Genomic DNA, 13,975 nt, shown 5'->3' with positions numbered 1-13,975 from the left:
CGGCGCTTTCTTCCTGCTGTCTCCTCTATTTCCTCTTTGCCACGCTCTTCATTTTCGAGACAACCGCCGCAACAGCAAGTACAATCATCCAGGCAACCCCCAGCATCATGACCGTCACCGCTACCATCGTGCCGTCATCCACACCGAACGCCGGAGCATAAAAATCAAACATCACTGCAAAGAACTGTGATACTGCCAGAATCAGGGCTGTCACAAACTGCGCGAAAATACCGGAATGGTTTTCGTACAGTTTTCGTCCAAGCCACACCAGAGCAATCACTGCAAGTGCGCACCAGAACAGTACGCCAACTGCCCTGTTCGCCCGGTAAGCATTGCGCAGCACGATCCGCAGAGCCACAGCCGCTCCCGCAGGAATCGCAAATGCCTGCGCGCCGAGCCGTTTCTTCATAATTCCCCGTCTCTGGTCAAGCAGATCATAGAGCATTCCCGCCCCCTTATGGATCTGCCGGCGGTCCACACTTTTCAGACGGTAATAATCGATAATATAGTCATAAATGATTCCCTTGAGTTCTGTCTTTTTCAGTTCATCCGCAAAAGCTTCCATGAATTCAGAGGTTTTCAGTGCGGTCTGATACTCTTCCTTTTTAAAAAATTCCCTGAACAGTCTGAGCTTATATTTGTACTGCGGTCCAAGCAGAATCTTCATCTCTGCCACGGCTTTGAGCACCGTCTCATGAAGCTGCTCCTGTTCCCTCTGCTGCGCCGCGCTGACAGCACTGTCGAAATCAAGCCCGTCATCCTCCGGCTGTTCTGCACCGGCCGGCTCCCGCTGTTTCTGCGCCGCTGTCCGTTCAGTCCGGACATCTCGCTCTGTTTCACCACTTCCGTCCTCCTCCGCTCCGTCAGCGGAGTGCACTGATGTTTCTTCCTCAACAGGACGGGCTGCGCTGTCTTCCTCAGCGGAGCGCGCCCCGCGTCCCATGTGTCCGGTTCCGCGGGCCGCATTTCCGCCTCTTCCCGCACTCCGGATCAGCGTTTGATAGGCTTCATGAATCTGCTGAAATTCCTCCGGATGTTCTTCCGGGTGATATTTCTTCGAAAGTTCCGCATAGGCTTCCCGTATCTCCGTGCGCCCCGCACTCTCGTCCAAACCAAGTATCCTGCATGCCGTCAGCTTGTCCATCTCTTATTCCCCCTCATCCCGTTTCTTCCATAAATATCGTTGTCTTCCGTATCAGCGCCTTCTCCTCCCGGCGCGTCCTCCTCCCATTCTTCATCTCCGCCATTTCCGCTCCAGCCGTCTCCGCCGGTCTCATCTTCTCCGCCATCTTCCTCATATCCGCCGCTTTCCCAGTTCACAGCGAAAGGATCATAGGATTCCAGCTGCTCGATGAGTCCTTCCAGATATTCCCGGTAACGTTTGATCGGCCGCGGATTCTGCCGGTTGAGCAGCTGATCAAAATATTCGATGCATCTCTGCAGGTTTTCCCGCAGTTCCACCGGTGATTCCTCATACAGCGCTTTCAGCCGTTCCATCACATATTTATTTTCCGTAACATCCTTCGGATGAATCTTGAGCTTTTCCAGTTCTTTCATCCTCTGACGTATCTCTGCCTCGCTCATATTCTCCGAGATCACTTTTGACATGGTTCGCCCTGTGGATACCGACGTAACCTCTGCAATCAAAATTCCGTTAATGTCATAGGTAAAACGGACATCCACCGCTTCTTCTCCCTTTTTCTTCTTCGGAACATTCAGACTGAGAACTCCCAGCTTCATATTATCCTCCGCATAAACCTGCTCGCCCTGCAGAATCGAAATATCCACTTTTGTCTGATTGTCCCGCGCCGTATAAAACCTGCGCACACGCGAGCAAGGAAGCACCGTGTTTCGCTCAATCACCGGCGTCATATACGGATGTGCCGGGTCTGCCTCGTTGTTCGTATCCGTCCCCAGAGTAAACGGGCAGATATCTGTCAGGACAAAATCTTTCACTTTATCCCGGCGCTGCATCACGCCGCAGACCACCCCCAGTCCCCGGGCAACTGTCTCATCGCAGTTTCCCGTCACCATCGGCGCCATATGGAACAAATGCTGGATATACGACTGAATCATCGGCATCTTGCTGGAGCCGCCCACCATTACAACAGCCGCAATATCCTGCACACCGAAGCCTCCGTCCGTAAGAGCATGTGTCAGCACCTTCCGGATCCGTTCCAGGATTTCCCCGCTTTCCTCCATTAGCCTGCGGTTCGTATAAATGCTCTCATAGTCCGCTCCGCCGACTGCTGCTCTCATGACCGCCTCATTTTTCCGCGTCAGTTCCTGCTTGCATTTTTCCGCGGCCCGCCGCAGCACCGCCCTTTCACGCTCTGTAATATGTTCCCGCGCCTCCGGATGTTCCCGCAGAAAACTCTCTGCCATGATGTCGTGAAAATTATCGCCGCCCAGTCTGTTGTCACCCGAAACCGAGACAATCTCCACCATCGTATCAAAGCAGTCCACAATCGATACGTCCAGCGTACCGCCCCCGAAATCAAACACGAGAAAAAGCTGTTCCTGATCCGTGTCGAAATAGGACGCCAGAGCAGCAGCGCTCGGCTCATTGATAATCCGGTTGACCTGCACTCCTGCCAGCGCTCCCGCCTTCTTGGTCGCCGTTCTCTGTCTGTCATGGAAATACGCCGGAACCGATATCACCGCCTCATCCACTTTCTCACCGAGATAACGCTCCGCATCTTCCACGACAGAGCGCACCACAAAACTGCTGAGTTCCTCGGCAGTAAACTTTCTTCCGCCCAGATCCCACGTTTCCTTTGTCCCCATAAACTTTTTAAACGACGCCGCAGTACGTTCCGGATGGGTAATCAGACGCTCTTTCGCGACCGCACCTGTGATCACCGCTCCGTTTTCATCCACGCTCACCACACTCGGTGTCAGGAAGCTGCCGAACCGGTTCGGTATCAGTTCCGCCCTGCCTTCCCGGTAAACCACGCCAAGCGAGTTCGTCGTTCCAAGGTCAATTCCGATCAAAGCCATCGCACCATACCTCTTCTCCGTTTTTTTATATCATAGCAACGCATCCTCCCTGCGTCAACCGGTACTGCAGGAACTTCTTCCCTATACAGGAACTTCCTCTCAACGCAAAAATCCCGGCGCATCTCTTCCGATACGCCGGGATTTTCGCCGGATCCGTAATTAAGCCGCATATTTTGCGATTTTCTCGCACAGCTCCTCACAGTCCTCTGAATACATCTGCAGTTCGATCACATTATTAAGTCCAAGATGCATAATTCCCAGCAGGGACTTTGCATCCACAACAACATGTCCTTTCTTCATATCCATATCAAATTCATATTTTGAAACCGTGTTCACAAAGTCAAGGATCTCACTGGGATCTTTAAATGTGACATTCATTTTACTCATAATTCTTTTCACCTCTTTCTGCCATTTCGCGCGGCTCTGCCGCAGATCTGACGCAGATTATCGCTATCATACCACATTTTCCCATGATAGAAAGGGTGAAATTTTTAAAAAAGGATGAATATTTTAAAGAACTGACTTGCGGAATTCCGTGGGAAGCATCCCTGTCTCTTCTTTAAATACCCGGCTCATATACTTGGGATCCGAATATCCTGTCAGTTCGGCAATCTGGTTCAGCTTAAGGCGGGTCCCCAGAAGCAGTCCCTTTATCCGGTTGATTCTGTACCCCTTTACCGTCTCCGTAAATCCTGCTCCCGTCTCCTTTTTAAACTGGGTGCTGAGATATTCCTCGGACACAAAAAGTGTGCCTGCGATCTCCTCCAGGGTAATCCCCTGGTCGTAATATTTTCGCACGAGCTGAAGTGCTTTTCTCACAAGAGGACTGAGCGCTTCATCTCCCTCTTCCAGAAATGCATCAAAGTGGAGTGCCTGCAGGAACTTTTCCATTGCCTGACGAATCTGCCTCCAGCTCACGGCAATCAGAATTTCCTGCATGCATCTCTGTATTTCCAGCTCTGATCCGATAATGTGCTGCATCTTATATGCATTTACCAGAGCCATGTTAAAACGGATCAGACACTCCTTCATCTCTTCCGGGTCATGCATCTCCTGCCGGAGAATTCCATACAGTCTGTAATAGCATTTTTTGATCTCTTCGCCGTCCGACGCCTGCACCGCCTGACGTGCCTGCTCTTCGATTTTCGCCGGATACTTCAGCGGCACTGTCTTCATGTTCTCAACCTTCTGAAAACGGATCAGCTCGCCTCTGTCAAACAGCAGATTCCACTGACTCACCCGCCATATTTTCTTCATCACGTCCGGCAGATCAAGGAGCCTCTCCACCTCGAACCAGCAGCAGACGAGTTCGCCCTGAACACTGCTGCACAGCACAGGCAAAATATTGTTTTCAAACTCTTCCGCGCGCTCCGCTCCGTTTTTCTCCGCACTTCCATCGCCGGCTCCGCACAGAACAACCAGAATAACCTGCCAGACATCCGCGTAGAGAATATAGCCTCCATTTTCCCTTTTTATGCCCGTCCCCTTTAATATTCCTCCGACCTTTTCCTTCTGTTCCGCATACCGGTTTCCCAACCAGATGACAATCACATTTCCGGGCTCTGCAACTGTAAATCCCAGGATATCCTCCGACATCCTGTTGAACGTTTCATCGGGATGCAGCAGACCGTTCAGACATCCCAACAGGACATTTTCCGCCGTAAAAATCTGCTTCCCCAGCATTTCCCAGGCCACCGTTTCTTTTCCCGGATTCTGCTCCATCTGCCTCCTCCTTCCCTGTATCTCTTAAAACCGTTTCTTCAGCAACATCTTTCTTTCTATCCCAATATCACTGCCGCTCCTGTCAGAACTGCCAGGAACACCAGATTCCATATCGTGAAAACTTTCAGAAATTTCCCCTTTTTGTCCGGATATTCCCTTGTAAAAAATTTGAACGATATGAGGCTTGCCAGAGATGCGATCAGCGTTCCGAGTCCGCCCAGATTTACTCCTGTCAGCAGCGCGGAATAATCGTCCGTAAAGCCGGACAGAAGAATCGCCGCCGGCACGTTGCTGATCACCTGGCTCGTGAGAATTCCTGTCAGAAGCGCCTTTCCGTCAATCACCGAATACAGAAGCGAACTGATCTCCGGAATCCGCTTGATATTCCCCACAAACACAAAGAAGCAGAGAAAGGTCAGCAGCAGGAAATAATCCACCGACAGATACAGCTTTCTGTCAGCAATAAGAACCACCACCATAACGCAGACCAGCACCGGCACATATGGCAGCACCCGAAAAACCACCAGAAGACATAACAGCAGCAGAACCAGAAACGGCACCAACGCCGGAAACAGCCTGTGCCCGCCGTTTTTTTCCTTCACCACCACATCAAGAAGCGGCTCGTCCCTCTCAGCCAGCACCACAGCCACAAGCATAACAAGAGCGATTCCCGCATAAGGCAGTACTGCCCGCGCAAACTCTCCCATATTAAGCTCTGAGACAGAATACAGGTAAAGATTCTGCGGATTGCCTATAGGCGTTGCCATACTTCCCAGATTCGCGGCAATCGTCTCCAGCACCACCAGTTTCAGCACCCGTTCCACTCTGCCTCCCATCCGGAACACAAGAATCGTAAACGGCACAAATGTAATCAGCGTCACATCATTTGTTATGATCATGCTGCTGAAAAAGCACAGCAGAACCATGATCAGTGAAAGGCTTCTCATTCCTCCTGCCTTCTGGAGCAGGAAATGCCCCAGAAGCGCAAACACTCCAAGCGACTGGAATCCCGCCACTATAATCATCAGACAGAATAAAAGCGCCAGCGTCCGGTAATCCGGATATGTCAGATAATCTGCGTCCGGATGTACTGCAACAGACGACAACACCGCAAGCACCAGGGAGACGCAGAACACAGTTTCATTTCTCAGTAAATTTTTCAATATCCTCATCGCACATTCCACCTTTTAGACTCACCTGATTATAACGCTGAACCTGCGGGAATGCAATGGGAAGGATTGCGAGGTATCTGTTCCTTTGCCTATTTTCATACCCCTCCCTGCTTTACGCGCTTAATGTTCCCCCATTGTTTTTTCCGCTTCTTATATCCGATGAATGCCGTCACGCGTACCACATCAAGGAACAGACGGAAGAATACATGCAGTCTGACGACAAGCTCCATATCCTCTCCCAATGTTTCTCTGTCATATCCTCCCGCCGCAATCACCACATCCTTTTTGAACAGGCCGAACGCTCCAGAAATAATCATATTGCCGTTAAAACGATCCATCAGTATCCTTGCTGCCAGAAACGAGCGGTCATACTCCATGATCTGCATACTCGTCACAAGATTCCACGGCATACGGTAGCCTACGCGCTTTCCATCCTTTATCTTAAGGCTCTGTGCAGCGCGCACCAGTCCTCCCACCGCTACTACATTATCTTCTTCCATGACCGGCTGTACGATCTTCTCCAGTGAGTCAGTCTGAAGCATGGAATCCGCATCAATGCAGAGAAAATACGGATAGGCGGAAGCATTGATTCCCATATTCAGGGCATCTCCCTTGCCTCCGTTATGTTTGCTGATAAGGGTGACGGGCACTCTAAGACCTTCCGCCTTATACACCGCCTTCTCCTGCTCACACATCAGGCGTTTCCGTATGGGCCGGTGCTCCATCCGCATTTTAAAATGCTCTACCAGCACTTTGACTGTATCGTCCGATGAACCGTCGTCTACGATGATAATCTCATAAAGACGATAATTCAGTTTCAGAAGGGATTCAATACTGTCTACAATCGTAACCTCTTCATTGTATGCCGGTACAAGAATGGATACCGGGAAATAGAAATCATGTCTAATTTCATTTTTGATGCGCCGCATCTTGTTTGCATAGTACAGATCCCATGCTCCTACACTTACCGACAGCAGAAGGTATGTGGCATAGATCATCAGATAAAACAAAAAAACACGTTAACAAATTTTAATATATACTCTATTGCTCCCAGCATCCTGTCTTACCTCTGCTTTCCAGTACATAAATAAACATTTCTCTTGCGTATCTGTCCTCATCCGAGCACAGCCGGGCGATCTCTTCTTTTGAGAATTTCATTTTCATCAAAGACTCCGCTGAATTTCGCCGAACATCCCACTGCCTGCTGTGAAGTGCCTCTTTCACCGATTCATCCGGATAGTTGCCCAGAGTCTGAGCCGCCGCCACCGCCGTATCCCCGTCTTCCCTCAGGATCTTAAGCAGTACAGGCTCTGCCTCTCTGTTAATATGCGTTGCAAAATACCGGATTGCAGCAAAACACAGCTCATTGCGTCCCGTCTCAAGCTCAGGCAGGACCAGATCAGACATGTCTTCCTCCAGTCTGGTCATAAACCGGATCAGTACTGTTTTCATCTGGTCGCCCCACTTCTGGTTCCACAGTCTCCTCGCGAGATCATTTTTATCGCCCCGGTAGTGGAGCATACCGTCAGACAGCAGTTTTGGCTCATGATACCATCTGTTTTCCTGAAGCATCTGAAGCGCTCTTATAAGCGCGTTTTCATTTCCGAGAGTGTATAACGCCTGAAGCACATTCTCCCGGCAGTATACCGTGGAATGATCCAGATAGGCCAGAAGGAGCTCTCCCATTCTGTAATATTCCGGTACCGCCTTCTCCGGAAGTAGAGAAATAAAGTATGCAAATAGCGCCCGCTCCATCGCCTCTTTCTTCCTGTAGACTGCAGCTGCGTCAAATATGACATTCCGGCAGGCGATCATATACTCTGTAATATTATCCTCTTCCAGTCTCCCATAATTTTTTTCCAGCGCCTCTACACAGATCAGCAACCCGTATTCATTTTTTATCTTCCTGTACAGTCTTCTCCTGTAACGCTGATCCACCATGGCCGGGACATTCTCCATGATACTGCGCTGTTCATCCATTTCCCTGCGGATCGTGTATTTCATGACCTTGCTTTTTGTGCCGCTGCTCAACATATAAATAATATTAAAAAACAGGAGCGCAACACTGATGAAAATATATAAAAACAAAATCATGCTGACAACACTCTGCTGCATCTGTCACCTCCATGCCGCCCGAACAATATCGTACGACTGCTTTACCCTTTCTGTGTACGTCTTTTCTTCCCATTTCAGCGGGAATTCATGCATTTCTGTCTCTTCGCCTGCATCCGCTGCAATTCCCAGCCAGAAGCTGTCTGCCCGTATAAAATCCACTCCGTAATTCTCGTAATAATCGTCATGGATGAGCATATCTGCCGGGTTCGCCACATTCAGGAGTGCCCACGGGATTCTGAGTTCCACACAATCGTCCCCAAAGCAGAAATCTGCCAGCGAGTCATAATCCTCAGCTTCCGGATTGCCGTTTCCATGGCGCAGCTTTCCGGTCTCATATACAGGCAGATATTTCAGTCCCCGGTTCGTATAGTCCACATAATCCACTATTGTTGTGTTCTCCATCACCATATTTATTGGTAAGAACACATCCGAATCAGCGGACGGAAAAGAAATATATGCATCCTCTCCGTTTATCTCCTGCAGAAAATTGGCACGGACAGACTCATACCGTTCCTGAACCATAATTCTGCTGTTTTCTTCGCCGTCAATGCAAATCAGGAAATCCGCCGGTCTGGAAAACGAAAGTTGCGGAGTCCGGGATGTACTGCTACCGCTTTTATCCGTCGTATCTATGGGGATATACAGGGGATTTTCAGGGGAGATGCCATCTCCCTCTACCAGAAGTACGAGGCCTTCATCATCGGCATAAGCAGACAGCGTAAAGCCATTATTTTCGCAGACTATATCCTTTTTTCCCCACTCGCCGGGATCTCCGTCTGTCATACGGCTTTCGGCCGAAAATTCCATCAGACCGTATCCCTGAGCTTCTGTCTGTATATCATGCCATAGCGCATTATTTGTAAAATCCTGTGCATACGCCGTATTCCAGCTCCGCAGTTCCCACCGGTCCTGCCATGCATTGATCACCGCTCCGCTCCATCCTGTACTGCAAAGATCCTCATAGATTTCCACGAGCCGTTCTCCCTGTTCCGCTTCCGTAAGAGGGAACCCCTTTTCCGATACTACGCCCCGCGCCGTAGTAAATCCATAACTGGTACAGACTACAGGCACTGTATGATATTTCCCAAGGAGCTCGGCATAGCCGTCATAACTTCCTTCCCTGTCTATTTCCTCCAGAATGTCAGCCAACTCTGTCGTCTGTTCTTCCGAGAGATATCGGTAGAAGTCCTCACAAAAGTCGTACAGGCTGTATGCGGCAAAATACCCTGCTTTCATTTTATCAGTAGTCCTGATATGTTCCGCATCTATCTGACAGATTTTATCGAGCTGTCTGGCATATGTAACACCTGTTGTTCCGGAATACGCATACTTTTCCCGGAGTTCTCCATAGTCATCCCTGTATTCCAACGGGTCAGTTGCCGGACTGTTTGCAAATCCGATCAGGTGCTGTTCTTTATACTTGCTGCTCTCATACTCTGTAATTTCATCCATTACACGTGCCAGCATCGCTTCAAACGGACCCGCCTCACTGCCTGCAGTAAAATATGTTCCATTGTACACTCCTTTATGAGTTGTCTCATGATCTGTATATGCGACCGTATTTCCGCTCCACTCAGAACCGACAAGAAATCCGATGACCCACTCCGATATATCCTTTGTGTACCATCCGCTCCCCTTGCCAGGTACGCTTCTCATAATAAGACGGTTACCATGAATCACATCTATCATCTGTCTGCCGTCTTCCTGAAGCTGTCCCATATAATCAGATTCATATGCATCACCGGTTCCGTAATTCACGGCGTCCTGGATCAGTATGCCCTGAAGGAGATAAAGCGGCTCTTCTCCATCTTTGTTGAATTCAAAAAAAGCATTATAAAACGTATCATCCAGATATTCCAGGTAGAAATCAGGATCACTCCCCGCTTCGTCCGAATAGATTGCTTTCTCGATCTCACTGAAATCCGCCTGTATATATTCTTTTACTTCCCGGGTCAGATCCTGTCTTCCCGGATACGCAATCTCGATCTGCCTTTCCGGTTCCAGTTTTTTGGCATAAAAAGAAAACGTTTCCACTGATCTGTCCAGTTCCGCTTTGGGCTCAATATGGATCATATAGCTCATTACCGGATCCCCCGCTTCATACTGCGTCAGATCTACCCGTGATTCAGACACCTCGATCGTTTCCACCAACACATACACACCCATGTATTTTTCATTCAGGATAAGCTCGCAAAAACGAACGTTTGGCGCATATCCCATGATCTCTGCTGAAATATTCATCCACATGTAATTCCGTATCAGAGTCTTGTCCAAAAACGGACCATGGAGAACCCAGTCCGCCGACTTCTCCATCCCGAGCAGTGGCAGGCTTCTTTTCTGAAGCGGATCATTATCCCCGGTCAGCTTGATCCTGTAATTTGACTTGTCAAATGCTCTGGAAGAATTCCCTCTGATGTGGATAAGGATATCACTCTCGTTATCCGCCTCGCCTTCCGAATCATGCCATTCGCCTTCCGCTTCTATCGTCCTGAGTCTTGCCGTGATTTCAGTCTCGCCATTTTCCCCGGTTTCCTCCCCGATCACAGCATTCTGCTGCTCATCCATTATCGCCTTGCCCGGTATCTTCTGGTATACTCCGTCTTTCGTTGTATCGATCTCTATGATCGGCAGATGTGTGACCAGTCCGTCTGACTCCGGCTTCTCCCCTAATTCAGACTCATCTGGCTGTTCCAGGTGCTGATGATACCTCACGGTATCCTCTCCTCCATCAAGAACAGTAAAGAGAACCGCCGCGCACAGAACGCACACCGTCACGCCCGCATATATCAATCTGTTTCTTTTCACTGCGATCACCCGCTGATTTCATCACTCTGTGACACCAGGTTCACATATTCCACATTTCCCTGACTGTACAGATACTCTGTAATTTCTTTCTCGTTCCGGTAGCTGTCCATATAGACCTTCCGGGTCATTTCATAGATAAGTTCCACATGAGAAGGCGTGGTGTTCTTCACTTTCAGCACAGCTTTCTGGTTATAATATCTCGAGACGATTCCCTCCAAATCCAGTTCCTTTTCATTTGCGGCACGAATCACGAGAAGCATCCGGTTCTCATTGCGGACCCGTCCCAAAAGCAACAGGATCACAAATACAATCCCCGATCCGATACCCGCCACCTGATAGTCTCCTACACCGCAGCATATTCCGATCATAATCGCCCAGAAAATGTATGTGGTATCTCTCGTATCCTTGATTGCCGTACGGAAACGTACAATAGAGAGCGCGCCCACCATACCAAGCGACAATGCCACATTATTGCCAATGACTGTCATCACAGCCCCGGTCAATATGGCTAACGTAAACAGCGATACATTAAACTTCTTGCTGTATGTAGTCCCTGCATGGGTGTACCAGTATGAAATATACACAAGAATGCCAAACACTGCGGATGCCGCAATACGCAGGAAGATGTCTTCCGTTGTCAGAGTTCCGCTTCCTTCAAGTATCTGATATAAATATTCTCTCATTCGTATTCTTCTCCTTCCAGTCAGTGTACGAGCAGCGCACCGCTCTGTACTTATGACGCTTTTCTTTCCATCCCCTGCGGGTATACTTAAAAATGATAATGCATACTTACAGCCCTTCCAAGACAGTACTTGCTCACCGCCTGCTCTCCTGTACCGGCGTCTCTCAATATATCCTTAATATATTCCAGCAGGAACCCGTTGAACTTCACCTCCAGGACGACCAGATATGTATTCATCAGAGGATTCTGCAGAAGCTCTCCAGAAAAAATATCCATATTACTTTCAGTACCCGTAATGTGATGGTCAAATGTGATCCTGATGGAATTCTCCTTTGCGATAAATGCTTTTCTTTTATATTCGATCACTGCCTTAGGCAGATAGCAGAACTGGTTCATCATCCAGAAACACTCTGCCGCAAAAGAATCTTCGTATTTCAGAAGCACACTGTAGTCCCGGCGGATCAGCGCCTGTGCATCCTCCCGGCTCATCTTCAGGGAACGCTTCTTCTGCATGGCTCCCTGCTTCTGTTTCATTTCAAGTTTTGCATAAGGAGAATCCGCCCCGTAATTTCTCAGCCGTATCTTCCGCCTCAGCTCTATACCGTCTTCTTTTTCCTGATAATCCCGGTTGTCGATACTGTCAAAATACAAAGAGCGGATCGTGTATCCCTCGCCCCGGTTATTGGGATCCTCCTTTACCACCTCTTTCATCCGGTCACTCAGCTCATAATATTTGGCCAAAGAGATAAGAAACTTCTTCTCCTGGCGCAGCACTTCATTCATATGGATGCCCGCTCCTTTCCACATAAAAAATAGGCTTCGCCTATTCAACTCCCCTGCCCCTCAATCATGAGGGGTTAGGGGTTTTCTTTTTTTACTTTTTCCTGCATAATAGTCTTATGAATATTTTACAAAGAATCTTTGCAGACCATTATGAAGAAATTAAATATACTCTTCATCCCAGAAAAACTGAAATGGAAAATATCGATAAAATGATTAACTGCGGTGATCCTTCATTTGGCGGTGCCATGTACTCTTGTCCACACTGTGGTAACTTCAAGTTTGTTCCGTTCCGCTGTCACAGCCGCTTTTGCCCTACCTGCGGTAACAAATATGCTATGGAACGCACTACTAGTATGTCTTTCAAGCTCGTCAGTGTCCAACACCGCCATTGTGTTTTTACTATTGATGAAAATCTCCGTGACTTTTTCCTTCAGGACCGTTCTCTCCTGGACTGTCTCTTTCATTCTGTCTCCAGTGTAATATCACGGATGTTTTTTAACCTGAACCATGCCAAAAATTTTACTCCCGGCTACATCATGGTCCTCCATACTTTTGGCAGGGATCTCTAATGGAATCCTCACATCCACTGTCTCCTTTCCGAAGGCGGTTACAGTGATGACGGCTTCTGGCGCCATGTAAAGCACTTTAACTACAACTATCTGCGAAATGCTTTCCGCACAGCTCTCCTCAATGAAATGGAAGGCAAAATAGGACCTTCCTTTAAAAAAGTAAAAGCCAAATGCTACAGCCAGCACGAACATGGTTTCTATGTCTATGCCAAGCCCAATCTCTGCGACCCGAAAGTCGTTGCGAAATATATTGGTCGTTATCTTGGCAGACCCGTCATAGCCACATCCAGGATTGATCGGTATGATGGAGATACCGTTACTTTCCATTATAACCGCCATGAAGATGACCAGTATGTGGAGGAAACTTTGCCTGTCATGGATTTCATAAAACGTCTCATCCGCCACATCCCGGAAAAACATTTTAAAATGATCCGCTATGGCGGGCTGTATGCAAGGCACCGTAAGGTTGATTCGAAACTGCACCGTGTCATTTCCAAAGAAAAACATAAGATCTACCGCAGTTTTACTCAGTGGAGGACTGCCATCCTCCTCTCTTTCGGCTATGACCCTCTGTATTGTCCTGAATGCAATCACAAAATGGAGTTTCTGGAACTCTATTACAACCATAAGTGCGTATCCCTCGAAGAAATGTACGAGAATGTCATGTCCAAATCTCGTAGAAAGCGTTCCTCCGCATAGGCTGTTGTGATATAATCCTCTCAAAGGAGGACGTTTAGCATGAAACCAGATATCGAGGAATTACGCAAAAAATATATCAAAAATCCACCGGAAGGAATGACATCCGAGGACATTCGCCATATGAGCGGGGATGACCTTCTGGATATGGATTATTTTCTGAATGAGGACGATCCTTTTGACGATTTGTTTGGAGAAGAAGGTTTTTATATCTTCTAAATCGAACCATCGTCTTATTGTCATGTCCATTCCCCTGTTGATTTAACATATGTTCAATCAGCAGGGTTTCTTTTTCTCCTTATCCAAAATCGGAATTTCCTATAATAGGGTAGAGGGAGAATAAAATCTCGCCCCTCCCATTGAACCGTACGTACGGGTCTCGTATACGGCTCTACAACTTATATTCCAACTTTTACTAAGTAATAGGATAA

At 48.2% G+C, this 13,975-nt stretch carries 11 protein-coding genes and 1 pseudogene; 2 read left to right on the top strand and 10 right to left on the bottom strand.

What is annotated here, in order from left to right:
* Nucleotides 1–25 precede the first annotated feature (25 nt).
* From B5F07_RS17830 to B5F07_RS17780, 10 genes are all read right to left on the bottom strand, one after another.
* Entirely contained in the window at nt 26–1,144 is a 1,119-nt protein-coding gene (locus B5F07_RS17830; RefSeq protein ID WP_087162562.1) for a J domain-containing protein, read from the bottom strand.
* Nucleotides 1,132–3,000, bottom strand: coding sequence for an Hsp70 family protein (locus B5F07_RS17825; RefSeq protein WP_087162561.1), 1,869 nt, complete (start codon nt 2,998–3,000; stop codon nt 1,132–1,134). Before B5F07_RS17825 ends, B5F07_RS17830 begins: the two co-directional genes overlap by 13 nt.
* Before the next feature lie 159 nt (nt 3,001–3,159).
* Entirely contained in the window at nt 3,160–3,387 is a 228-nt protein-coding gene (locus B5F07_RS17815) for an HPr family phosphocarrier protein (protein ID WP_087162559.1), read from the bottom strand.
* A gap of 123 nt (nt 3,388–3,510) precedes the next feature.
* A complete protein-coding gene (locus B5F07_RS17810) occupies nt 3,511–4,722 on the bottom strand; it encodes a helix-turn-helix transcriptional regulator (RefSeq protein WP_087162558.1) in 1,212 nt (403 codons plus the stop codon).
* A 56-nt stretch (nt 4,723–4,778) separates the two neighbouring features.
* Nucleotides 4,779–5,894, bottom strand: coding sequence for an SLC13 family permease (locus B5F07_RS17805; protein WP_087162557.1), 1,116 nt, complete (start codon nt 5,892–5,894; stop codon nt 4,779–4,781).
* A gap of 95 nt (nt 5,895–5,989) precedes the next feature.
* A complete protein-coding gene (locus tag B5F07_RS17800; protein ID WP_087162556.1) occupies nt 5,990–6,904 on the bottom strand; it encodes a glycosyltransferase family 2 protein in 915 nt (304 codons plus the stop codon).
* A gap of 31 nt (nt 6,905–6,935) precedes the next feature.
* Nucleotides 6,936–8,009 (bottom strand): HEAT repeat domain-containing protein, encoded by a 1,074-nt coding sequence (locus B5F07_RS17795; RefSeq protein ID WP_087162555.1) that lies wholly within the window; start codon nt 8,007–8,009, stop codon nt 6,936–6,938.
* Between the two features lie 3 nt (nt 8,010–8,012).
* On the bottom strand, nt 8,013–10,814 hold the full coding sequence (locus B5F07_RS17790; RefSeq protein ID WP_140398046.1) for a CotH kinase family protein: 2,802 nt from the start codon (nt 10,812–10,814) through the stop codon (nt 8,013–8,015).
* Nucleotides 10,815–10,819: 5 nt separating this feature from the next.
* Complete coding sequence (locus B5F07_RS17785; protein WP_087162553.1) at nt 10,820–11,497, bottom strand: DUF4956 domain-containing protein; 678 nt, start codon at nt 11,495–11,497, stop codon at nt 10,820–10,822.
* An 86-nt stretch (nt 11,498–11,583) separates the two neighbouring features.
* Nucleotides 11,584–12,279: a polyphosphate polymerase domain-containing protein gene (locus B5F07_RS17780; RefSeq protein WP_087162593.1), complete on the bottom strand. Its 696-nt coding sequence runs from the start codon at nt 12,277–12,279 to the stop codon at nt 11,584–11,586.
* Between the two features lie 116 nt (nt 12,280–12,395).
* On the opposite strand from B5F07_RS17780, the pseudogene B5F07_RS23740 reads away from it, so the two are divergent.
* Both B5F07_RS23740 and B5F07_RS22875 read left to right on the top strand, forming a co-directional pair.
* Nucleotides 12,396–13,547, top strand: a pseudogene (locus B5F07_RS23740) (IS91 family transposase).
* 39 nt (nt 13,548–13,586) lie between these two features.
* Nucleotides 13,587–13,763 carry a hypothetical protein gene (locus B5F07_RS22875; protein ID WP_204248866.1) on the top strand — a complete coding sequence of 59 codons (177 nt, stop codon included), beginning with the start codon at nt 13,587–13,589 and terminating at the stop codon, nt 13,761–13,763.
* The last annotated feature ends 212 nt before the right edge of the window (nt 13,764–13,975 follow it).

The sequence above is a fragment of the Lachnoclostridium sp. An169 genome, assembly GCF_002160525.1.
GTDB classification, from domain to species: domain Bacteria; phylum Bacillota; class Clostridia; order Lachnospirales; family Lachnospiraceae; genus Mediterraneibacter; species Mediterraneibacter cottocaccae.
Note: the sequence above shows the minus strand (reverse complement) of the source record. Positions and strands in the feature narration are given on the sequence as shown.

Bases quoted from the DNA above. Each gene is read 5' to 3' on its own strand.
- B5F07_RS17780 (WP_087162593.1), bottom strand. From the start codon at position 12,279: ATGAATGAAGTGCTGCGCCAGGAGAAGAAGTTTCTTATCTCTTTGGCC.
- B5F07_RS17825 (WP_087162561.1), bottom strand. From the start codon at position 3,000: ATGGCTTTGATCGGAATTGACCTTGGAACGACGAACTCGCTTGGCGTG.
- B5F07_RS17815 (WP_087162559.1), bottom strand. From the start codon at position 3,387: ATGAGTAAAATGAATGTCACATTTAAAGATCCCAGTGAGATCCTTGAC.
- B5F07_RS17785 (WP_087162553.1), bottom strand. From the start codon at position 11,497: ATGAGAGAATATTTATATCAGATACTTGAAGGAAGCGGAACTCTGACA.
- B5F07_RS17810 (WP_087162558.1), bottom strand. From the start codon at position 4,722: ATGGAGCAGAATCCGGGAAAAGAAACGGTGGCCTGGGAAATGCTGGGG.
- B5F07_RS17805 (WP_087162557.1), bottom strand. From the start codon at position 5,894: ATGAGGATATTGAAAAATTTACTGAGAAATGAAACTGTGTTCTGCGTC.
- B5F07_RS22875 (WP_204248866.1), top strand. From the start codon at position 13,587: ATGAAACCAGATATCGAGGAATTACGCAAAAAATATATCAAAAATCCA.
- B5F07_RS17795 (WP_087162555.1), bottom strand. From the start codon at position 8,009: ATGCAGCAGAGTGTTGTCAGCATGATTTTGTTTTTATATATTTTCATC.
- B5F07_RS17830 (WP_087162562.1), bottom strand. From the start codon at position 1,144: ATGGACAAGCTGACGGCATGCAGGATACTTGGTTTGGACGAGAGTGCG.